The organism is Kitasatospora sp. NBC_01246 (genome assembly GCF_036226505.1).
Classification (GTDB): domain Bacteria; phylum Actinomycetota; class Actinomycetes; order Streptomycetales; family Streptomycetaceae; genus Kitasatospora.
In genome coordinates this window covers 4,346,008-4,365,774 of the sequence record NZ_CP108484.1, presented here as the reverse complement: position 1 = coordinate 4,365,774, position 19,767 = coordinate 4,346,008, and the positions used below count along the sequence as shown (strand labels likewise).

Annotated in this window: 16 protein-coding genes; 11 read left to right on the top strand and 5 right to left on the bottom strand. The window is 75.1% G+C overall.

All coding sequences use genetic code 11. From position 1 onward, the window contains the following. Positions 1-5 precede the first annotated feature (5 nt). Positions 6-1,436 carry a dihydrolipoamide acetyltransferase family protein gene (locus OG618_RS19225; protein WP_329488753.1) on the top strand — a complete coding sequence of 477 codons (1,431 nt, stop codon included), beginning with the start codon at positions 6-8 and terminating at the stop codon, positions 1,434-1,436. A gap of 95 nt (positions 1,437-1,531) precedes the next feature. Here OG618_RS19225 and OG618_RS19220 read toward each other — a convergent pair whose 3' ends face one another. Further along, positions 1,532-1,921 carry a hypothetical protein gene (locus OG618_RS19220; protein WP_329488752.1) on the bottom strand — a complete coding sequence of 130 codons (390 nt, stop codon included), beginning with the start codon at positions 1,919-1,921 and terminating at the stop codon, positions 1,532-1,534. Between the two features lie 215 nt (positions 1,922-2,136). Between OG618_RS19220 and OG618_RS19215 the strand changes: the two genes are divergently transcribed. From OG618_RS19215 to OG618_RS19205, 3 genes are all read left to right on the top strand, one after another. After that, positions 2,137-3,369, top strand: coding sequence for a benzoate/H(+) symporter BenE family transporter (locus OG618_RS19215; protein ID WP_329488751.1), 1,233 nt, complete (start codon positions 2,137-2,139; stop codon positions 3,367-3,369). Positions 3,370-3,658: 289 nt separating this feature from the next. Then, the gene (locus OG618_RS19210) at positions 3,659-4,891 is read left to right on the top strand and encodes a M64 family metallopeptidase (protein WP_329488750.1); all 1,233 of its coding nucleotides are present in this window, start codon (positions 3,659-3,661) and stop codon (positions 4,889-4,891) included. A gap of 61 nt (positions 4,892-4,952) precedes the next feature. Next, on the top strand, positions 4,953-6,383 hold the full coding sequence (locus tag OG618_RS19205; RefSeq protein ID WP_442906823.1) for an MFS transporter: 1,431 nt from the start codon (positions 4,953-4,955) through the stop codon (positions 6,381-6,383). Between the two features lie 71 nt (positions 6,384-6,454). Here the strand turns inward: OG618_RS19205 and OG618_RS19200 are convergent, their stop codons facing one another. Then, positions 6,455-7,276: a maleylpyruvate isomerase family mycothiol-dependent enzyme gene (locus tag OG618_RS19200; RefSeq protein ID WP_329488749.1), complete on the bottom strand. Its 822-nt coding sequence runs from the start codon at positions 7,274-7,276 to the stop codon at positions 6,455-6,457. 172 nt (positions 7,277-7,448) lie between these two features. Here OG618_RS19200 and OG618_RS19195 point away from each other — a divergent pair, with 172 nt between their 5' ends. The 3 genes from OG618_RS19195 (at position 7,449) to OG618_RS19185 (ending at position 10,261) form a co-directional block, all read left to right on the top strand. Continuing rightward, complete coding sequence (locus OG618_RS19195) at positions 7,449-8,246, top strand: carbon-nitrogen family hydrolase (protein ID WP_329488748.1); 798 nt, start codon at positions 7,449-7,451, stop codon at positions 8,244-8,246. A 158-nt stretch (positions 8,247-8,404) separates the two neighbouring features. Further along, positions 8,405-9,499 (top strand): GntR family transcriptional regulator, encoded by a 1,095-nt coding sequence (locus OG618_RS19190; protein ID WP_329488747.1) that lies wholly within the window; start codon positions 8,405-8,407, stop codon positions 9,497-9,499. Between the two features lie 114 nt (positions 9,500-9,613). Then, on the top strand, positions 9,614-10,261 hold the full coding sequence (locus OG618_RS19185) for a hypothetical protein (protein ID WP_329488746.1): 648 nt from the start codon (positions 9,614-9,616) through the stop codon (positions 10,259-10,261). Between the two features lie 129 nt (positions 10,262-10,390). Here the strand turns inward: OG618_RS19185 and OG618_RS19180 are convergent, their stop codons facing one another. Further along, a complete protein-coding gene (locus tag OG618_RS19180; protein WP_380388881.1) occupies positions 10,391-11,176 on the bottom strand; it encodes an SLATT domain-containing protein in 786 nt (261 codons plus the stop codon). A gap of 473 nt (positions 11,177-11,649) precedes the next feature. Between OG618_RS19180 and purD the strand changes: the two genes are divergently transcribed. The 4 genes from purD to OG618_RS19160 all read left to right on the top strand — a co-directional run bounded on the left by purD (position 11,650) and on the right by OG618_RS19160 (position 17,792). Next, entirely contained in the window at positions 11,650-12,897 is a 1,248-nt protein-coding gene (purD, locus tag OG618_RS19175; RefSeq protein ID WP_329488745.1) for a phosphoribosylamine--glycine ligase, read from the top strand. 543 nt (positions 12,898-13,440) lie between these two features. Next, positions 13,441-15,024 carry a hypothetical protein gene (locus tag OG618_RS19170; RefSeq protein WP_329488744.1) on the top strand — a complete coding sequence of 528 codons (1,584 nt, stop codon included), beginning with the start codon at positions 13,441-13,443 and terminating at the stop codon, positions 15,022-15,024. 220 nt (positions 15,025-15,244) lie between these two features. After that, entirely contained in the window at positions 15,245-16,786 is a 1,542-nt protein-coding gene (locus OG618_RS19165) for a N,N-dimethylformamidase beta subunit family domain-containing protein (protein WP_329488743.1), read from the top strand. Between the two features lie 106 nt (positions 16,787-16,892). Next, positions 16,893-17,792, top strand: coding sequence for a phosphoribosylaminoimidazolesuccinocarboxamide synthase (locus OG618_RS19160; protein WP_329488742.1), 900 nt, complete (start codon positions 16,893-16,895; stop codon positions 17,790-17,792). A 33-nt stretch (positions 17,793-17,825) separates the two neighbouring features. On the opposite strand, the gene OG618_RS19155 is transcribed toward OG618_RS19160, so the two are convergent. Beyond that, a complete protein-coding gene (locus OG618_RS19155; RefSeq protein WP_329488741.1) occupies positions 17,826-18,446 on the bottom strand; it encodes a response regulator transcription factor in 621 nt (206 codons plus the stop codon). Further along, a complete protein-coding gene (locus OG618_RS19150; protein WP_329488739.1) occupies positions 18,443-19,720 on the bottom strand; it encodes a sensor histidine kinase in 1,278 nt (425 codons plus the stop codon). The genes OG618_RS19155 and OG618_RS19150 overlap by 4 nt, the downstream gene beginning before the upstream one ends. Between the last annotated feature and the right edge of the window lie 47 nt (positions 19,721-19,767).

The following is a 19,767-nucleotide window of genomic DNA, read 5'->3' as shown; positions in this document are numbered from 1 at the left end:
CGAAGATGACCACCGAAGTTCGCTCGCTCCGCGAGTTCAAGATGCCCGACGTGGGCGAGGGCCTCACCGAGGCCGAGATCCTCAGCTGGTCCGTGAAGCCCGGTGACACCGTGACGGACGGCCAGGTCGTCTGCGAGGTGGAGACCGCCAAGGCCGCCGTGGAGCTGCCGATCCCGTTCAACGGGGTGGTGGAGCGGCTGTTCTTCCCCGAGGGCGCGACGGTCGACGTCGGCACCGTGATCATCTCGGTCGCGGTGGCGGGGGAGGCGGGCGCCGCCGCTCCGGCCGCGGCCGCCCCGGTCGCCCCGGTGGCCGCTCCCGCCGAGGCCGAGCCGGCCCGGCGCGAGGTGCTGGTCGGCTACGGTCCGCGGACCGGCGGTACCCAGCGCCGGGCCCGCCGGACCACCACGACCACCGTGGTCGCCCCGGCTCCGGCCGCTCCCGCGCCGGCCTCGGTGGCCGCCGCTCCGGTGGCTGCCGCGCCGGTGGCCGCCGCGCCGGTGGTACCGGCCCAGCCCACCGGTGACCGGCCGTTGGCCAAGCCGCCGGTGCGCAAGCTCGCCAAGGACCTCGGCGTCGACCTGCGGGCCGTCACACCGACCGGCCCGGACGGCGTGGTCACCCGCGAGGACGTGCACGCGCACGCCGCCGCGGCGGCCGCCGTCACGGCGCCCCCGGCCGAACCGGCCGCGGTGGCACCGGTGGAGCCGGTGGTCGTGGCGACCGCCGGCACCGGGGACGTCCGGGTGCCGATCAAGGGCGTCCGCAAGGCGACCGCGCAGGCGATGGTGGCCTCGGCCTTCACCGCCCCGCACGTCACCGAGTTCGTCCAGGTCGACGTCACCCGCACGATGAAGTTCGTCCGCCGGCTCAAGGAGAGCGGCGAGCTGGGCCGGGACATCCGGGTCAGCCCGCTGCTGCTGGTCGCCAAGGCGCTGCTGACCGCGATCAAGCGGCACCCCGAGATCAACGCCCAGTGGGACGAGGCGGCCCAGGAGATCGTCATCAGGGGCCAGGTGAACCTCGGCATCGCCGCGGCCACCCCGCGCGGCCTGATCGTCCCCAACATCAAGGACGCGGGCGGCCGCACGCTGTCCGGTCTGGCGGCCGCGCTCGGCGAGCTGATCGACACCGCCCGGCTGGGCAAGACCTCGCCGAACGACATGCAGGGCGGCACCGTCACCATCACCAACGTCGGCGTCTTCGGCGTCGACACCGGCACCCCGATCCTCAACCCGGGCGAGGCCGCGATCCTCGCCTTCGGCGCGGTCCGGGAGCTGCCGTGGGTGCACAAGGGCAAGGTGGTGCCGCGCCAGGTCACCACGCTGGCCCTCTCCTTCGACCACCGCCTGGTGGACGGCGAGCTGGGCTCCAGGGTGCTGGCCGATGTCGCCGCGCTGCTGGAGTACCCCAAGCGCCTGATCACCTGGGGCTGACCGGCCGGACCGAGGAAGGGCCCTGCTCCGCACGACAGTGCGGAGCAGGGCCCTTCGGCCTTTCCGGACACCGGACACCGGACACCGGACGAGCCTTAGCGCGCGGCGCGCAGCCGGCGCCCGGCGTACCGGACGCCCAGGCCGAGCACGAGCAGCACGGCGCCGAGACCGGCCGTCAGGATCCCGACGGCGGTGCCGGTCGGGGCCTGCTCCGGCATGCCGGTCGGCCCGCCGGCGGTGGGGCCGAAGGCGGGCGCGCCGACGGCGGCCCCGGGAGCGCCGAGGGTCGCCGTCGGGGCGGGCGGTCCGGACACCTGCCAGACGGCCGACGTGCCGGGGCCGGGCCCGTGGGCCGAGGCGGTCTCGGTGGCGAGCAGGTGCACGGAGCCGGCGAGGACGACGGCGACGGCGACGCTCGCGAGCCGGCGGCGGGTGGAGCGCGGGCGGGCATTCTTCGCATAAGTGGAGAAAACAGGCATGCGCACGACGTGACTCCCCGCAGTCATGAAGCCGATGGTGGGTGGAGGTGGCCGGTCCTGCCCCCGTCGGCCGGTAGCGCCCCCCGGCGCTTCCCGGCTCGCTCTCCAGCCCTCCACTTCCAAGGACGCGCGGCCCCGCCGGAGGTTGCGGGTGGATCCGGAAGTCCTCCGGGATTCTTCGAAAGGCCCGCCGCCGGTGCCCGCTCCGCGATACTGCCGCCATGGCAGAGGAGCTGATAACCCGTTCGGCGGACAGTCGGACCGACCCCGAGGAGCGCCGCTCGCTGCGGCGGGACGTCTCCCTCCCCGCCCTCCTGGCCGGGCTGGTGTGCATCGCGGTGTCGTTCTCCGGCCCGCTCGTGGTGGTGCTCGCGGCGGCCTCGGCCGGGCGGCTGGACGAGGCGCACACGGCCTCCTGGATCTGGGCGGTGGCCATCGGCAGCGGGCTGCCCGGTCTGCTGCTCAGCTGGTGGACCAGGACGCCGGTGATCACCGCCTGGTCCACGCCGGGCGCCGCGCTGCTGGTCACCAGCCTCGGCGCGTACCCCTACCGGGAGGCGGTCGGCGCCTTCCTCGTGAGCGGGGCGCTGGTGACCCTGTTCGGTGTCACCGGGCTGTTCGGCCGGCTGATCGCCGCGATCCCGGCCGGGATCGTCAACGCGATGCTGGCGGGCATCCTGTTCTCCTTCGGCGCCGGCATCTTCGGCGCCGTCCACGGCGCGCCCGTCCTGGTGCTCGGCAGCTTCGCGGCCTTCCTGCTGGCGAAGCGGCTGGCGCCGCGGTACGCCGTACCGGTCGCGCTGCTGGCCGGCGGGGTGCTGGCGGCGGTCACCGTCGGGCTGCCGGTGCACCTCGGGTCCGGCGGGCCGACCGTGCCGGTGTTCACCGTGCCGGCCTTCTCCGGGCCGGCCATGGTGGGGCTGGCGCTGCCGCTCACCATCGTGGCGCTGGCCTCGCAGAACGCCCCCGGCCTGGGGGTGATGCGGGCCTTCGGCTACCAGCCGGACGACCGGCTGCTGATCGGGGCCACCGGCGGGGTCTCCGTCCTGCTGGCGCCGTTCGGCTCGCCCGGGGTGAACCTGGCCGCGATCACCGCGGCGATCTGCGCCGGGCCGGAGAGCCACCCCGATCCGCGGCGCCGCTACGTCGCCGGGATGTCGGCGGGTCTGCTCTACGTGCTGGTGGGCAGTTTCGGTGGGCTGCTGGTGAGCCTGTTCACCGGTCTGCCGAAAGAGCTGATCGCGGTGATCGCCGGGGTCGCCCTGCTGGCCTCGCTCCAGGGCAGCCTGGCCGCGGCCGTCGCCGACGAGGGCGGTCGGGACGCGGCGGTGGTGACCTTCCTGGCCTCGGCCTCCGGGATGAGCCTGCTCGGCATCGGCTCGGCGTTCTGGGGGCTGCTGCTCGGGCTGGGCACCCATCTGGTGCTCCGGGCGGGGCCGAAGCGGCGCGGCTGAGGCGTTGCGCGGCTGGGGCGCCCCAGGCCGGTGGTGTGCTCGGCCGGTGGAGTGCTCGGCCGGGGGCCACGGAGTGGGCCGGCTCCGCCGGAGGTGGCGCTGGTGGGTCACGGGCCACCCGAATCATCCACCTGATCGGACTCATAGGTATGACCGGGGTGATTCGGGTCGTTCGGCCAGGGCGGTGACATTTTCGCCGGACGGTGAGGGTGACACGCCGGTCCGGGTACGTCTTCGCGTCCACCACCCGGGCGACGCCGGGTGACCGGATCCCCGAGGACGCACCCGTATGCCGCCTGGCAACCCTGGCCGGCTCGTCCGGAGTCTGGCCGCGCTCGTGCTGGTGTCCACCGCCGTACTGCCCGCCGCCCTGGAGCTGGCCGGTCCCTCGCCCTTCGGGGTGATCGGGCCGGGTGCCCCCGCCGACCGGGCGGTGCCGCCGCACACCGCCCGGCGGGCCGACCTCCGCGCGGCCGGCGCCGCCCCGACCGTCGACATAAGGCGGACCGGGGACCCGGCGAACCGGATCACGCTGGTGCTGCTCGGCGACGGCTACAGCGCGGACGAGCAGGAGCTCTTCCGCGCCCAGGCCGACCGGGCCTGGCGGGCACTGATGGAGATCGAGCCGTTCCGCAGCTACCAGGGGTTCTTCAACATAAGGCGGGTCGAGGTCGTCTCGGCGGACTCCGGCATCGCCGAGACCGAGAGCCGGGGCCGCAACCCCGGGACCCCGCTCGGCATGCACTTCTGGTGCGAGGGCACCGCCCGGCTGCTCTGCGCCGACGAGGCCGCCACCGCGCGCTACGCCGGCGAGGGCGACGGCCCGCAGTACCTGATCGCGCTGGCCAACTCCAGCGAGTACGGGGGTGCCGGCGGCACCGGGGTGACGACCCTGGCCGGCGGCAGCCCGGACGCGGGGCGGATCATCCAGCACGAGATAGGGCACACCGTGGGCGACCTCGGTGACGAGTACGACAGCGCGCCGGACGACGCCGACTACCCCAACCTCGCCACCGAGAACGCCGACGACATGCGCCGCAAGCAGACCAAGTGGTGGCGCTGGCTGGGCGCGGAGTCCCCGGACGGCGGCGGCACGATCGGCGCCTACCGCAGCGCCAACGGGATCTACCGGCCCACCCAGGACTCGGTGATGCGCACCCTCGGCGGGGCCTACAACCTGCCCTCGCGGGAGGCGATCATCGAGGAGATCTACCGCCGGATCCGGCCGACCGACACACCCGTGCCCGCCCCGGGCGAGGTGACCGGCCGCCCCCGGCTGGAGGTCCGGCCGCTGCCGCTGGTCGGGACCCGCGCGCTGCAGGTGGACTGGAAGGTGGACGGCGCCGCGGTGGAGCCGCAGGCGCCGGACCGCAGCTGGCTGGACACCGCCGCGCTGAACCTGTTCCCGGGGCAGAGCGCCACCGTCACGGCCACCGTCCGGGACACCACCGACTGGGTCCGGGACGAGGCCTTCCGCGACCGCTACATGACCAGGACGGTCTCCTGGACGGTCACCGGCTGAGCCGGGCCCGCCCCGCCCCGGACCGAGGGTCGAATGATGGGATGACTAATCTGGGGACACTATGTCCGTGGAGCCCGCCAGTTCAGCCCGCCCCCTGTCCGTTCCCGCTCCCCCGGCCACCGCCGGGCCGACGCCCCCGGCGGCCCCCGTGCCCCCGGCGGCCCTCGTGCCCCCGGCCACCGGGATCCCGGCGCCGCCCGGCGGCCGGGCCGCCTGGCTGGCCTGGTCCATCGGCGTCAGCGTGTACGTCCTCGCGGTGATCCACCGGACCAGTCTCGGGGTGGCCGGGCTGGACGCCGCCGACCGCTTCGCGATCGGCGCCTCCGCGCTCTCCACCTTCTCGATCCTCCAGGTGCTGGTCTACGCGGCGATGCAGATACCGGTCGGCCTGCTGGTCGACCGGTTCGGCCCGCGCCGGGTGCTGCTGCTCGGCGTCCTGCTGCTGAGCGCCGGGCAGCTCGCCTTCGCGTTCTCCTCCTCCTTCGGGCCGGCGCTGGCCTCCCGGGCGGTGCTCGGCTGCGGTGACGCGATGACCTTCATCAGCGTGCTGCGGATCGCCGCGCGCTGGTTCCCGGCCGCGAAGAACCCGTTCGTCGCCCAGCTGACCGGTCTCGCCGGGATGGGCGGGAACCTGGTCACCACCGTCGTCCTCGCCGACGCCCTGCACCGGGAGGGCTGGACCCCGACCTTCACCGCGATCGCGCTGCTCGGAGTGGCGGTGTTCGCGCTGGTCGCGCTCTTCCTGCGGGAGGCTCCGGCGGGCGCGCCGCAGCGGGCCGCGGCCGCCGGGCCGGGGGGCGTCGGGCCGGGGGGCGCGCCGCTCCGGCCGGGCGTGGGCCGGCAGGTCCGGCTGGCGTGGTCGGAGCCCGGCACCAGGCTCGGCCTCTGGGTGCACTTCACCACCCAGTTCCCCGGCAACGCCTTCGGCCTGCTCTGGGGGATGCCCTACCTGGTGGAGGCCCAGGGCATGTCGCGCACCGCGGCGGGCGGGCTGCTGACCCTGCTGGTGCTCGCCAACATGTCCTTCGGCCTCCTCTTCGGCCGGGTGCTCTCGCGCACCGCCCGGGCCCGGATGCCGATCGTGCTCACCGTGATCGCCGCCACCGCGCTCGGCTGGGCGCTGGTGCTGGCCTGGCCGGGCGGGCACCCACCGCTCTGGCTGCTGGTCGGGATCATCCTGGTGATGGGCAGCAACGGCCCGGCCTCGCTGGTCGGTCTGGACTACGCCCGTGCGCGCAACCCCGTGGAGCGGCTCGGCACCGCCTCCGGGATCGTCAACATGGGGGGCTTCATCGGCACGATGATCACCCTGTTCGGCATCGGCGTCCTCCTGGACGCCCTCACCCCGGCCGGCACCGGCGGCTACTCCGCCGACGCCTTCCGCTGGGCCTTCTGCTGGCTCTACGTGCCGCTCGCGGCGGGCACCCTGATGATCCTGCGGCTGCGGCGCAAGGTCGCCGAGCGGGAGCGGGGCGCGGCGGCGGGCGTCTGACGGCCCGCCTCCGACAACCGGCCGTTCGGCACGGCCGGCGCGGCCGGGGCCGTGCGGGCCGCGCCGGGTCGTCAGACCGTGACGGCGAAGTTGGCCAGCACCCGCGAGGCCAGCTCCTGGTCGCCCTCGACGGTGACCGGGCCCGGGCGGCCGCGGCCGCAGGCGAGCCGGACGTACGTCTCCCAGTCCATCGTGAGCTGCACGTCGGGGGCGAGGCTGATCGACTCGTCGACCGTGCCGCGGCCGGCGGCGTCGACCCGGACGGTGCGCAGGAACTCGACCGGGCCGGTGACGTCCAGCACCAGGGCCGTCCCGGCCGGGGCGCCGGCCCGGTGGGCGACGGCCTTGGGCAGCGACTCCAGCAGCACGTCCCGGGCGAGCAGCGCGGCCGGGGAGGCGAGGTTGCCCGGCACCGCGAGGGCCCGGCGGAGGTCCTGCTCGTGCACCCAGACGTCGAAGGCCCGGTGGCGCAGCAGCTCGTGGTACGGCAGGTCGCGGCTGAGCGGGCCGCCCGGGAAGCGGACCGGCTCGGACGGGGTCTGCCGGGCGTTGCGCAGCGCCCGCGAGCGGCGGATGATCGTGTACTCCAGCTCGCCGGTCATCTCCAGCGCGGTGTGGCAGCGGCGCTTGTCGACCGGCAGCTCGATGTAGCGGGCGAACTCGGTGGTGACGTGGCGCAGGTCGCGGGGGAGCGAGTGGATCGGGCGGGGGTCGCCGAGCAGCTCGGACTCGACGGCGATGACGTGCGAGACGATGTCCCGGACCGACCAGCCGGGGCACTCGGTGGCCCGGTTCCAGGAGCCCTCCGGGAGAGGGGCCACCAGCTCCGATATCGATTCGATGGACTGCGTCCACGCCTCGGTGTAAGCCTGCACGGTCTGGTTGTCCGTCACGGGAATCTCCGGCCCTCCGTCAGCTGCCTTGCCACGCGCGCCCTGTTTTCGGGTCGGACGGGAAAGTCCGGCTTCCGGGCGCACACGCTAACCGCACGTTACGCTGCCGGGTGAGAACAGGGCAGCGCTTTCGAGTGACGATCGTAGGACTCTTGCCGTGGACGGTGGTACTGTGCGCGCTTCATTGATCCAACTCGCGGTCTCCGACGCCGAGCCGCCCGCCGAGCGGCGGGCCCGCGCGGCGGCCCTGGTCCGTGCCCAGCAGGGGGCCGACCTGGTGGTCCTGCCGGAGCTGTGGGCGCTGGGCGGTTTCGCGTACGACCTCTGGTCGGACGGCGCCGAGGCGCTGGACGGGCCCACCTCGGACGCGATGGCCGCCGCCGCGAAGGCGGCCGGGGTCTGGCTGCACGCCGGGTCGATCGTCGAGCGCGACCCGGACGGGCCGATCTACAACACCTCGCTGCTGTTCGCCCCGGACGGCGAGCTCGTGCACACCTACCGCAAGATCCACCGCTTCGGCTTCGACAGCGGCGAGGCGGTGGTGATGGGTGCCGGGCAGGAGATCGTCACCGCCGCCACCGACTTCGCCACGCTCGGCCTGGCGACCTGCTACGACCTGCGGTTCCCCGAGCTGTTCCGGGCGCTGCTGGACGCGGGCGCCCAGCTGATGGTGGTGCCGGCGGCCTGGCCGGCGCGGCGGCGCGAGCACTGGACGCTGCTGAGCCGGGCCCGCGCGGTCGAGGAGCAGGCCTACGTCCTGGCCTGCAACACCGCCGGGACGCACGGCGGGGTCGAGCAGGCCGGCCACAGCATCGTGGTGGACCCGTGGGGCCGGGTGCTGGCCGAGGCGGGCGCCGGCGAGGAGGTGCTGACCGTGGACTTCGACCCCGCGGAGGTGGGCAAGGCCCGCGCCGAGTTCCCGGTCCACCGGGACCGGTTGCTGGGCATCCCGGCCCCCGTCCAGCGGTGACGCCCCCGGCCGGGTGAGCGGGGCTTTCCGGGGCATACGGGAGGCTTGTACGGGGCGGCGGCATTTTTGAGAAGATGAGCCTTCGTCGTGTTACCCGCCGTTCTTCAGCCGGCCTGTCCCGAGGCAGACCGTCGAGCCTGCCCGAGGAGGTCGCGCGCATGTACGGCACCGGCGCAGGCGACACCAGCACCGTGATCCAGCGCAACAGCCTGCGCGAGCAGATCGCCGGCGCGCTGCGCGAGGAGATGATGGCCGGCCGGCTGGCGGCCGGCCGCAACTTCACCGTCAAGGAGATCGCCGAGCTGTACGGCGTCTCCGCGACCCCGGCCCGCGAGGCGCTGGTGGACCTCGGCGCGCAGGGGCTGCTCCGGGCCGAGCACCACCGCGGCTTCACGGTGCCCGAGTTCGGCTGGGCCGACTTCCTGGAGATCTTCGAGTCCCGGGTGCTGCTCACCGACAGCTGCTTCCGCCAGCTCGCGGTCCGCCCGGCGACACCGGACGCCGCCCGGCTGCCCTCGCTGCGCCGCCGGGCGGACGCGGCGGTCGGTGCGGTCCGGGCGGGCAACCTGGACGTCATGGTGGGCTGCGACCGCCGGTTCTGGCAGGAGGTCGCCGGCCTGCTCGGCAACCGCCGGATCGGGGACTACCTGGACTGGCTCCGGGTGCAGTCCTGGATGTTCGCCGCGCCGTACCTGCGGGCGATGCCGACGCTGGGCGGGTTCTGCTGGGACCGCCACGTCGAGCTGGTCGAGGCGATCGAGCGGGAGGACCTCGCGGGCGCGCACCGGATCGTCTGCGAGTACAACCTGTTCACCGTGCGGGCGCTGGCCGGGCTGACCGGGGAGTCGGAGGAGTCGGTGGGGGTGCTGCCGCTGCTGACCGCCGGGCTCGACGCGGCGCCGGTGGCCGCGCCGCCGGCCGCCCGGTCGGGTGGGCCGGGGCCGTCCGGACCGGCTGCCTCACCGGTGCCGGCCGGCAGGTCTTCCGTTCCTTCCGTCCCTTCGGTCCCTTCGCCGGTGTCGGCGGGTCCGGAGGCGGGCCGCAGGCCGGAGCCGCAGCGGGCGGCGGAGGGCGGCCGCGGCCGCGAACGGGAGCTGGGCCGGGAGCTCGGCCGCGAGCTGGGGCTGGGCCTCGGCCTGGTGCCGCAGCCGCGTTCGGTGCCGTACGGGCGCTTCGGCCGCCGGCCGGCCGACCCGTCGGCCGGCCAACTGTCCGAGGGGCGGCCCGGCCCGCACCGCGCGCCGGGCCGGTAGGGTGGGCGGTCGTCGCCCCGGGCGGTCCCCGTACCGACCGTCCGGACCCCGACCCGCCCATCCGTCACCCGCTCGCGCGGGCGACTCCGCCGCCCGGAGAGGAAGAGCCGGCCCATGGCCTGCGACCTCTGGCTCGTCCCGCTCGTGGACGTGCTGAGCCACAGCCCCGACAACCCCTTCCGGGACGATCTCGCGCTGTACAACGCCGTGTTGACCGCGCACGGGCTGCCCGAGGTGCCGGTCTACCAGTTCGTCCCGGGGATAAGCGGGGCGGTCGAGCCGATAGCCGCCTTCGACTACGACTCGCTGCACTTCCTGCGCCGCGCCTACCTGCTGGGCCTGACCGGCCTGGACATCACGCCGGTGGACGCCCTCGGCGGCGACTACGAGCAGCTGCTGGAGATGTTCGAGAGCAGCGCGGAACACTCGCACCTGGTCTGGCACTTCGACCACGCCGGGGCCTACGTGCCGATCGAGTTCGCGGCTCCGCTGGTGGACGACGCGCTGCTCGCCTCCGGCGGTCCGCTGGGCTCCAGCCACGGGCTGCTGCGCGAACTCCAGGCCATCGCCCCGGCGCTGGACATCGACCCGGCCGACCCGCCGGACCCGACCCGGCCGCTCGGCCCGACCGGCCTGGAGCAGCCGTTCGGCCCGCCGCTGGACGACCTGCACCCCTTCGCCCGGGAGCGGCACGCCTGGGCGGGCCTGTACGCGGCGGCCACCCGCAGCCTCACCCAGGGCTCGATGATCGTCTTCGCCTGAGCAGACGGGCCCGCGAGCCACCCGGCTCCGCGGGCCCGTCGGTCTGCGGGCCCGCGAACGTCCGGGCCCGCGAAGAACGTCCGAGTCCGCGAGCGTCCGGGACTCGAAGGCCTCCGCGCGCCGTCCCCGCTACCGCAGCGGGCCCTCCGGCGGCCGCTGGCGCGGCATGGTGGGCCGGGTGCCCGGCGGGGGCAGGATCCGCACCTGGGCGCCGATCCCCGACTCGCTGCGGCCGCCCCAGCTGCCGGAGGCCTGGGTGGGCAGCTGGGTCATGCCCGCGCGGAACTCCAGCATCCACTCCGAGGTCTCGGTGCGGACCATGTCCGAGACGTCCTCGCAGAACCGCCGCAGCACCCCGAGGCAGCGTTCGGCCGCCTCGCCCGCGGTGCCCTCGGTGGGGCCGAGCACCTCCCGCACGCACTCCGACGCCCAGTCGAACTGGAAGGCCTCCAGGCGGCGTTGCAGCGCCTGCGCGGTGGAGACGTCCCGCATCCAGCCGGAGGTCAGCCCGAACGCCCGGTCGGCGCCGTAGCAGGCCGCGGCGAGCGCCAGGCCGACGTAGCCCCAGCTGGTGGCGTTCGCGACGGTGCCGGTGAGGTCCACCAGCGGCGCGGTGACGCCGCCCACCACGAAGCCGGCCGTGCCGAACCTCAGCAGACGTGCCCAGCGGCGCTTCCAGACCCGGTCCCGGCGGTACCAGTCGATAGCCTCGACCGCCCGCTCCTCGGACCAGCGGTAGAGCTCCTCCAGCCGCTCGGCGGGCTCGCCCCAGTCCCCGAGAGGGAACTGGCGGGCGCTCAGATCGGCCCGGCGACGCGTGTCGGCCCGGGGCGCGACGGCGGCGGGGGGCGGGTCCTCCTCGCCGATCTCCTTGCCCCAGGCACTCTCCTCGGGCTGCATTTCCGGCTGGCTCACCTGTGGGGCTCCCTGTGGCGGGCGGACTGCTGGGTCTGACATCGCGTCCTCCGACGCGTCCTCCTGACGAGTCATCGACCTGATGGGCCGTGAAACGCCGGACGACGGATCGGAACACACGGCGCCCCCGGGCGAGTGTGGGTGCCCCGGGACGGCGTACCGGCCGGTGGCCGGCGGTTGTCCATCAGCACTTCTTACCGCCAAATGGCTGACCGTGGGGGCGCTTCACCAATGATCGTTACCGGATTCGGAGCCCGGATGCCGAGGTGAGGGGGTTGCGGCGGTCGGCGAGATTTCACCCGTCCGAGCGAGCCCCCGGTGACCCGCTGTCCTGACCCGGGCACCCCGGGTGCACCGGCCCCGTCCCGGCTTGGATGATCCTCCGAGACCGGCGGCGTACGGACGGCTCCGCCTGGAGGTTCCGACGGGACCGGAGGGCGGCGCGAACCGGCCACCGACTACCCTTGCCAACCGTGAAGGTCCTCGTCATCGGCGGCGGCGCCCGCGAACACGCCCTGTGCCGCTCCCTGTCCCAAGATTCCGCCGTCACCGAGCTGCACTGTGCCCCGGGTAACGCCGGGATCGCGCAGGTGGCGACGGTCCACCCCGTCGACCAGCTGGACGGTGCGCAGGTCGCTGCGCTCGCCCGGCGGCTCGACGCCGACCTGGTCGTGGTCGGCCCGGAGGCCCCGCTCGTCGCGGGCGTCGCCGACGCCGTGCGCGCGGCCGGCATCCCGGTCTTCGGCCCGTCCGGCGAGGCCGCCCGGCTGGAGGGCTCCAAGGCGTTCGCCAAGGACGTCATGGCCGCCGCCGGGGTGCCCACCGCCCGCTCCTACCTCTGCACCACCCCCGCCGAGGCCGCCGAGGCGCTGGACGCCTTCGGCGCGCCGTACGTGGTCAAGGACGACGGCCTGGCCGCCGGCAAGGGCGTCGTGGTCACCTCCGACCGCGAGGCCGCGCTGGCCCACGCCGCCTCCTGCGAGCGCGTGGTCATCGAGGAGTACCTGGACGGCCCCGAGGTCTCGCTGTTCGCGATCACCGACGGCACCACCGTCCTCCCGCTCCAGCCCGCGCAGGACTTCAAGCGCGCTCTGGACGGCGACGAGGGCCCGAACACCGGCGGCATGGGCGCCTACTCGCCGCTGCCGTGGGCGCCCGAGGGCCTGGTCGAGGAGGTCCTGGAGACCGTCCTGCAGCCCACCGTGGACGAGCTGCGCCGCCGGGGCACCGAGTTCTCCGGCCTGCTCTACGCCGGCCTGGCGCTGACCTCGCGCGGCACCCGGGTGATCGAGTTCAACGCCCGCTTCGGCGACCCGGAGACCCAGGTCGTGCTGGCCCGCCTGCGCACGCCGCTGGCGGCCGTCCTGCACGGCGCGGCCACCGGCGCGCTGGACCAGCTGGAGCCGCTGCGCTGGGACGACGGCGCCGCCGTCACCGTGGTGATCGCCTCCGAGGGCTACCCGGCGGCGCCGCGCACCGGCGACGTGATCGAGGGCCTGGCGGAGGCCGAGGCCGCCGACGGCACCGCGTTCGTCCTGCACGCCGGCACCGCGGCGGACGAGGACGGCCGGGTGCTCAGCGCCGGTGGCCGGGTCCTCTCCGTCACCGCCACCGGCGTCGACCTCGCCGAGGCGCGCGGCCGGGCGTACGCGGCGGTCGACCGGATCAGCCTCAAGGGTGGTCAGCACCGCACCGACATCGCGCTCAAGGCCGCCCAGTAGCAGGGCTTTTCGCCGCGTTCCGGGGCGCTGCGTCCGAGGGGAAACAACCCCCATGGACGCAGCGCCCCGCGGCGTTTCCGGGCCGGGTGGCACGGGAGCGGTTCCGGGGCCGCCGCACCGTTCGGCGGCCGGAATCCAGCCCATCGAGTGACAGCGGCCGCATCCGGCTGACGCAACCGGCCGTCCGGCCTTATGGTGCGCTGGTCCGCGGTCCCGGGGGCCGCGTCGTGCGCGGCCGCACCGGGTAGCGGCGGTCGCGCGGGGGGATGCTGGACGGCGTCCGGCCGGACCGGCGCGCCCGGGCCGCATTGCACGGCGCGCGGCGCGGTCGTCCGGAATCCGGGCACCGTCACCGGGACGAGTGGAAACCGGGGCGATCCGGAACACCCACCCGGACAAGGGCGTCAAGAATGTCAGAAGCGCCACGCAGCATGTACTACCGGGATCGGACGCCGCCGATTCCCGGTCGGAACTGATCGTTTCGAGTCGGCTCAGGGCCCCGTCGCCGGGTGCCCGAGGGCTCCGAAGGGGGTGCCGCACCGTATGGCCGCTGTCGACACCGCGCGCGCTCACGCCCAAGCGGTCCTGCGGGTCCGGGGGATCGCCCTGGCCACCGCCGTACTGCCCGCCGCCGCGGCGGTGGTCCTGCTCGCGGGCCGGTTCACCGGCCGGCTCGGTGCGCCAGGCTCAGCCGACGCCGCCGCCTGGGACGCCGTCCGCTGGGTGGTCTGCGCGGTGGCCGCCGCCACCCTGCTGGTCGCGGGCCTGGCCGCCCGCGCCCACCGCAGGGCCGTCCCGCCGCAGACCCCGGTCGTCCCGCTCGACCGGGCCCAGGCCCCCGAGCTGTACCGGCTGATCGACGAGCTGGCCGACCGGCTGGCGGTCCCCGCGCCCTCGGCGATCGCCCTCACCCCGGACTGCGACAGCTGGCTGGAGGACGTCCCGCCGGGCCGACCGGCCGGCACCGGCCGCTCGTCGCGCCACTCGTCGCGCCACGAGCAGGACCCGCCCGCGCCGGTGCTGGTGATCGGCTCGCCGTTCCTCTGGTGGATGCGGGCCGGCGAGCTGCGTGCCCTGCTCGCCCCGGTGGTGGCCGGTACCGGGGCCGCCGCCGACCCGGACATCGCCGCCGCCCGCCGCTTCCTGCGCGGTCTGGACGCCAGCCTGGACGCCGCCCCCGGGCCCGGCGTGGTCGGCGCCCCCGCGCCCACCGCCCCGCGCGGGCGCCGCGGCCCGGCCGCGCTGACCGACCGGATCACCCGCCGGCTGCTCCGCGCCTGCCGGGCGCACTCCGCCGAGCTGGAGCGGGCCGTCGCCGGCTGGGCCTCCGAGCAGGCCCGGGCGGTCGACTACGGCCTGCGGATCGCCGCCCAGGAGCAGGTCGGCCTGGCCTACGCCGGCTGGGACCGGCTGCTCACCCGGGTCGCGCTGCCCGCCTGGCGGCTCGGCCGGCACCCCGCGCACCTCAACGCCGGGGTGGTCGCCGCGCTCACCGAGCTGTCCCGGCGCGACCGGCTGGCCGACGGGTACGGCAGCCGCCTCGGCGACCGCCCCGCCTGCGACCTGCTGGAGGAGCCGGGCACGGTGGACGAGGCGGTCTCGCTGCTCGCCGCCGAGCTGTTCTTCGGCCGCCCCGCCTCCGGCGCCTGGCGCGAGGTCGAGTGGACCGACTACCCGGCCGAGGTGGTGGACGCCGGCTGGCGGGCCCGCGCCACCGCGCTGCAGTCCGCGCTGGACCGGCTGGCCCCGCAGGCCCGCCCCGGCGCCCCGACGGTGACCAGGCTGCTCGGCCGGCTCGCCGAGGGCGGCGGCGAGCAGCTGGCGGCCGCGCTCACCGCCGAGCTGGCCCGGACCACGGCGCCCGCCCCGCTGCTCGAACCCGTCCGCACCGGGCGGGACCTGCTGGTCGACCACGTCACCGCGATGGTCTGCTGCGCCGCCGTCGACACCGCCGGGGCCACCCCGGGCCTGGACTGGCTGGACGGGCCGGTGCTGCTGATCGGCGGGGTGCGCCGCACCGATCTGGCCGGGCCGATCGCCCAGGCCGTCGAGCAGGGCCAGGACGGCCCGCTGCGGGCCTGGCTGGACGCCGCCGACGTCCGGCTGGAGAAGCCGGTCCGACTCTGAGCCCGGAGGGCGCTCGGTACCGGGGCTCGCGCCCCCGGGCCGGTCCCCGACGGCAGGTCTTCGCAGGCCGGAGCCCCTCCACCGGCGGACCGGAAGATTCCCGGACACCAGTTGCTACCGATGGGTGACGCAGCGCCAGCACTCTGTGGTGTATTTGACCGCACGCACATCCGGGAGGCACATGCCGACCGGCGGAGGGTGCACCTTGTGGGAGGGGCGCGTGGGGACGGAACTCAACCGCCGCTGGGAGTCCGGAACGCACGCGTACAGCGTCTCCGACCCCTTCGGCCAGGGCCCGCTGCCCTGGCTCCGCAGCCCGGACCAGTACCTGGCCGGGGCCGAGGGCGCCGTCCCCTGGTACGTCTCGGTGGACGCACCGGGCCAGCAGCCGCTGGCCGGCGGTGCCAGACCGAAGCCGCCGGTCGGCACCCCGCAGGGGGCCAACGACGTGGTGCAGCAGATCAAGGGGTTCGCCTCGGCGGGCGTGGTCCGCCCCGGCGGCTCGGTGGACTTCCGGGTCACCGTCAACCCGCCCCGCGAGTTCACCGTCGACGTCTACCGGATCGGCCACTACAGCGGCGACGGTGCGCACCACATGACGTCCAGCCCGCTGATCGCCGGACTGGCCCAGCCGGCCCCGCTGGTGGCCGGGCGGACGGTCTCCTGCCACCACTGGTGGCACTCCTGGCGGCTGCAGATCCCGACCCACTGGCGCCCCGGCGCCTACGTCGCCGTCCTGACCACCGCGGACATGCTGCACCGCAGCCACATCCCGTTCACCGTGCGGGACTTCGAGGACCAGGCGCACGCCGCCGAGCTGCTCCTGGTGATCCCGGACGTGACCTGGCAGGCCTACAACCTCTTCCCCGAGGACGGCCGCAGCGGCGCCAGCCTGTACCACGCCTGGGACGACCGGGGCCGGCTGGTCGGCGAGCGGGACGCGGCCGTCACCGTCTCCTTCGACCGCCCGCACGCCACCGCGGGCCTGCCGCTGCACGTCGGCCACGCCTACGACTTCATCCGCTGGGCCGAGCGCTACGGCTACGACCTCTCCTACGCCACCGCCACCGACCTGCACGCCGGCCTGGTCGACCCGGCCCGGCACCGGGCGCTGGTCTTCCCCGGCCACGACGAGTACTGGTCGGAGCCGATGCGCCGGACGGTCGAGCGGGCCCGCGACGGCGGCACCTCGCTGGTCTTCCTCTCCGCCAACACCATGTACTGGCGGGTCGAGCTGAGCCCCGCGCCGTCCGGCGAGCCCAACCGGCTGCTCAACTGCCGCAAGCGGCAGAAGGTCGAGCCCGGCAGCCCGGCCACCGGGGTGGGCGGCGCCGCCAGCGCGCTCTGGCGGGACGCCGGCGAACCGGAGCAGCACCTGCTCGGTCTGCAGTACTCCGGCCGGGTCGCCTCCCCCGTCCCGCTGGTCGCCCGGCACACCGCGCACTGGCTCTGGGACGGCACCGGCGTCCAGGAGGGCGACGAGCTGCCCGGGCTGGTCGCCGGCGAGGCCGACCGGTACTACCCCAAGGTGGCGCTGCCCCGGCACACCGAGCGGGTGCTGCTCGCGCACTCCCCGTACCGGGACCTCGCCGGCCGCACCCGGTACCAGGAGACCTCGCTGTACCGGGCGCCGAGCGGCGCGTACGTCTTCGCCGCCGGGACGTTCGCGTGGTCGCCCGCGCTGGACCGGCCCGGCCTCACCGACGAGCGGATCCAGCGGGCCACCGCCAACCTGCTGGACCGCCTCTGCAAGAACGCCTGAGGGCGCCCGGCCGGGGCCCCGACGGGCGTTCGTGACAGACTCGGGTCCACTGACCTCCCCTTTCGCGCCGCACGCCCGCGAACGACCCCTGAGGACTGAGACGACCTTGAGCGGATTTGTCACCAAGCCCGAGCCGGTCCAGGTGCCCGGCCTGGTCCACCTGCACACCGGCAAGGTGCGCGACCTCTACCGCGCCGAGTCGGGCGACCTCGTGATGGTCGCCAGCGACCGCATGTCGGCGCACGACTGGGTCCTGCCCAACGAGATCCCCGACAAGGGCCGCATCCTCACCCAGCTCTCGCTGTGGTGGTTCGAGCGGATCGCCGACATCGTGCCCAACCACGTGATCTCCACCGAGGTCCCGGCGGGCGCCCCCGCCGACTGGAAGGGCCGCACGCTGGTCTGCCGCAGCCTGGAGATGATCCCGGTCGAGTGCGTGGCCCGCGGCTACCTGGCCGGCTCCGGCCTGACGGAGTACGAGGCGGACCGCACGGTCTGCGGCATCGCGCTGCCCGAGGGCCTGGTGAACAGCTCCGAGCTGCCCGCCCCGATCTACACCCCCGCCCTCAAGGCCGACGTCGGCGAGCACGACGAGAACGTCTCCTACGAGGAGACCGCCCGCCGGATCGGCGCGGAACTCGCCTCCCAGCTGCGCCGCACCACCCTGGACGTCTACGCCCGGGCCCGGGACATCGCCCGGTCGCGCGGCATCATCCTGGCGGACACCAAGTTCGAGTTCGGCCTGGCCGACGGCGAGCTGGTGATCGGCGACGAGGTGCTCACCCCGGACTCCTCCCGCTTCTGGCCCGCCGACGACTGGCAGCCCGGCCGCTCGCAGCCGTCCTTCGACAAGCAGCTCATCCGCGACTGGCTGGTCTCGCCGGCCTCCGGCTGGGACCGCGCCAGTGAGCTGCCGCCGCCGGAGCTCCCGGCCGAGGTCGTCGAGCAGACCAGGGCCAAGTACATCGAGGTCTACGAGCGGCTGACCAGTACCTCCTGGGCCTAGGGGGTACCTGTCCGCGCGGGCACGGCCGGGTCCTCAGATCCAGCCGTGCTCGCGCGCGATCCGCACCGCCGCGTGGCGGTTCTCGGCGCCCAGCTTGCCGGCGGCCGAGGAGAGGTAGTTGCGGACGGTGCCCTGGGAGAGTGCCGCGCGCTCGGCGATCCCGGCGATCGAGGTGCCGTCGGCGGCCAGTTCGAGGACGTCCGTCTCGCGCGGGGTCAGCGGGGTCTCGCCCGCGCTGATCGCGTCCGCCGCCAGCTCCGGGTCCACGTAGCGGCCGCCCGCGCGCACCGTGCGGATGATTCCGGCGAGGTCCGCCGCCGAGACGGTCTTCGGCAGGAAGCCGCGCACGCCGACCTCCAGCGCCCGCTTCAGGTAGCCGGGTCGGCCGTGCCCGGTGACGATCATGGAGCGGCAGTCCGGCAGCAGCCGGCGCAGTTCGGTGGCCACCTCGATACCGTCCAGCCCGGGCATCTGGAGGTCCAGCACCGCGATGTCCGGGCGGTGCGCCTGCGCCATCGCCACCGCCTCCGGGCCGGAGGCGGCCTGGGCGACCACGGTGATGTCGTCCTCCAGGGAGAGCAGCGCGGCCAGCGCCCCCCGGATCAGGTGCTCGTCGTCCGCGAGCAGCACGCGCACGGGATCGGTCTCGGTCATCGGGGCCTTCTTCCGGACGGGAGCGGTGCGGTGGCGGACGGGGGCCGGAGCGGGACGCTGGCGAGCACCCGGAACCGGCCCGGCCCGGCCTCCGGGAGGGTCAGCTCGCCGTCGTGGGCGGCGAGGCGCTCGCGCAGCCCGTGCAGGCCCGTCCCGCTGCCCTGGGACGGGATCGGCACGGCCGGCACCCCGTCATTCTCCAGCTCCAGCACCACCCGGCCGTCCTCGCGGCGCAGCCGGATCGAGCAGTGCGCGGCCTCGCTGTGGCGCAGCGTGTTGGTGGTGGCCTCGCGGATCACCCAGCCGAGCACCGACTGCACCGGCAGCGGCAGTTCGTGCGGCTCCTCGCCCAGGTCGATCTCGCAGGCCACGTCGGCGGCGCGCAGCACGGCGCGGGCGCCGATCGCCTCGGCGTGCAGGTCCGCCGTGCGGTAGCCGCGGACGACGTCGCGGACCTCGCGCTGGGACTCCTGGGCGATCCGCTGCACCTCGGCCATCTGGTCGGCGGCCTCCGGCCGGCCGCGGCGGGCCAGTTGGGCGGCGAGTTCGCTCTTCAGCGCGATGGTGGTGAGGTTGCGGCCCATCACGTCGTGCAGGTCCCGGGAGAACCGCAGCCGCTCCTCGGCCACCGCCAGCCTGGACTGGGCCTCGCGGGCGGCGTCCAGCTCCCAGACCACGGACTGCAGCCAGGCGAAGCTGCGGCAGCTGGACCCGATGAAGGTGAGCGCGATCAGGTTGCCGACCAGCAGACCGGCCGTGGTCGCGCCGTCGAGCCCGGCGAGCAGGGCCGCGGGGGCGACCAGGAGCTGGGCCGTCACCCCGGTGAGGCAGGCCCGGCGCACCGGCAGGCCGACGCTCACCGGGCAGAAGGCGGCGGCCAGCAGGAGGGAGACGACCACGACGGTGAACGGCGGCGCGCCCGGGCTGTCCGGTCCGCCGTCGGCCGGGCCGAGCAGCAGGACCGCCCAGGAGCCGGCGATCGTCACGACGCCGAGGGTGAGGAGCCGGCGCAGGTGGTCGGTCGGCCGGTTCAGGTAGTGGTCGAGCGAGGTGCGCAGGGCCCGCAGGGTCAGCAGGGTGGTGGCCAGGCCGACGACCACGCAGACCTGGGCGCTGCCGCGGGTGTCCTCCCGGCCGGTGGGGGCGGCGATGGCCAGCACGATCATCGGGAGCAGGATCAGCGGGATGAAGTAGAGCGACCAGCGGAGGTAGAGCTCGGTGCGCTGGGGTTTGCTGGACCCCTTCCAGCGCCGTCTCGGCGTCAGGACGCTCATCTCTCCCGCTCCCCCTTCGATCATGATCGTGCCGTGCCCTTCCTATC

Coding starts and splice junctions, on each gene's coding strand:
- OG618_RS19225 (WP_329488753.1), top strand. CDS start 6: ATGACCACCGAAGTTCGCTCGCTCCGCGAGTTCAAGATGCCCGACGTG.
- OG618_RS19215 (WP_329488751.1), top strand. CDS start 2,137: ATGGCAGAGGAGCTGATAACCCGTTCGGCGGACAGTCGGACCGACCCC.
- OG618_RS19210 (WP_329488750.1), top strand. CDS start 3,659: ATGCCGCCTGGCAACCCTGGCCGGCTCGTCCGGAGTCTGGCCGCGCTC.
- OG618_RS19205 (WP_442906823.1), top strand. CDS start 4,953: ATGTCCGTGGAGCCCGCCAGTTCAGCCCGCCCCCTGTCCGTTCCCGCT.
- OG618_RS19190 (WP_329488747.1), top strand. CDS start 8,405: ATGTACGGCACCGGCGCAGGCGACACCAGCACCGTGATCCAGCGCAAC.
- OG618_RS19185 (WP_329488746.1), top strand. CDS start 9,614: ATGGCCTGCGACCTCTGGCTCGTCCCGCTCGTGGACGTGCTGAGCCAC.
- OG618_RS19170 (WP_329488744.1), top strand. CDS start 13,441: ATGGCCGCTGTCGACACCGCGCGCGCTCACGCCCAAGCGGTCCTGCGG.
- OG618_RS19155 (WP_329488741.1), bottom strand. CDS start 18,446: ATGACCGAGACCGATCCCGTGCGCGTGCTGCTCGCGGACGACGAGCAC.
- OG618_RS19150 (WP_329488739.1), bottom strand. CDS start 19,720: ATGAGCGTCCTGACGCCGAGACGGCGCTGGAAGGGGTCCAGCAAACCC.